The sequence below is a fragment of the Amycolatopsis thailandensis genome (assembly GCF_002234405.1).
Taxonomy (GTDB): Bacteria; Actinomycetota; Actinomycetes; order Mycobacteriales; family Pseudonocardiaceae; genus Amycolatopsis; species Amycolatopsis thailandensis.
Map to the genome: position 1 here is coordinate 1 of NZ_NMQT01000277.1, position 927 is coordinate 927.

At 64.2% G+C, this 927-nt stretch carries 1 pseudogene; it reads left to right on the forward strand.

Annotated elements, in window-relative coordinates:
- A pseudogene (locus CFP71_RS42285) lies at positions 1 to 280 on the forward strand (NCS2 family permease); the annotation flags it as partial.
- Positions 281 to 927 lie beyond the last annotated feature (647 nt).

Sequence of the window (927 nt, forward strand, 5' to 3'; positions counted from 1 at the left end):
CGCGGCCCCGGCGCTGGTCGTGGTCGGCGCGCTGATGATGAGCCAGGTGAAGGAGATCGACTTCTCCGACTTCACCATCGCGCTGCCCGCGTTCCTGACCATCGTGGTCATGCCGTTCACCTACTCGATCGCGAACGGCATCGGCGCCGGCTTCGTCAGCTACGTCGTGCTCCGCGCCGTCTCCGGCAAGGCGAAGGGCATCCACCCGCTGATGTGGGCCATCGCCGCCATGTTCGCGATCTATTTCGCACTGGGGCCGCTGCAGGCGGTGTTCGGCTAGTTGGCGCGCGGGGCAGCGGGAATAGGCCGTGGGGTGGCCGTCCTGCGTGTCTGGAGGGACGGCTCGTGTGTTTGGAGGGACGACACCCGTGATCAGACGGACGACACGGGCTACGGTCTTGGGCGTGTCGTCTGTCTGAGCACGCGCGACCTGGTGATCAGCAGGCACTTCTCCCGTGAACTTCACGGATCACGCCCTGGGCGCACGGGTCCACAGTGGCCTGGACGCCGTACTCGGGGTGTCCGAGTCTCTGCTCGCACGAGCGTGGCGTGTCGGGCCGGGTGCCCTGGAATTTTTAACGGTGGCTTTGTGCCGGACCGCGCATTCGGCGAGGCGCAATGCCCGATCGTTCGGTCCCGAACCTGGTTTCTCGTGAGGGAAGTCCCCTCGAAACGAGGTGCACCGCGTGTTCGGCGCGCGCAGGGAGAAAGTACGGAAAACGCTGGAAAGAACGTTGATCCGGAGCACTGACGACCTGGGTCGATCACCTGTTCGAGTTGTGGGAGGAGGTGAGAGGAAATGGCCGGTGGGTCGGTGAAGCTGCCTCCGGAGTTGCAGAAGTTCTTTTTGGTGACGTTGGGTATGTCGTGGCCTGAGGGCAATGATGTGGCGTTGTCCGAGTTGGAGCGGGCGTGGCGTGAGTTCGA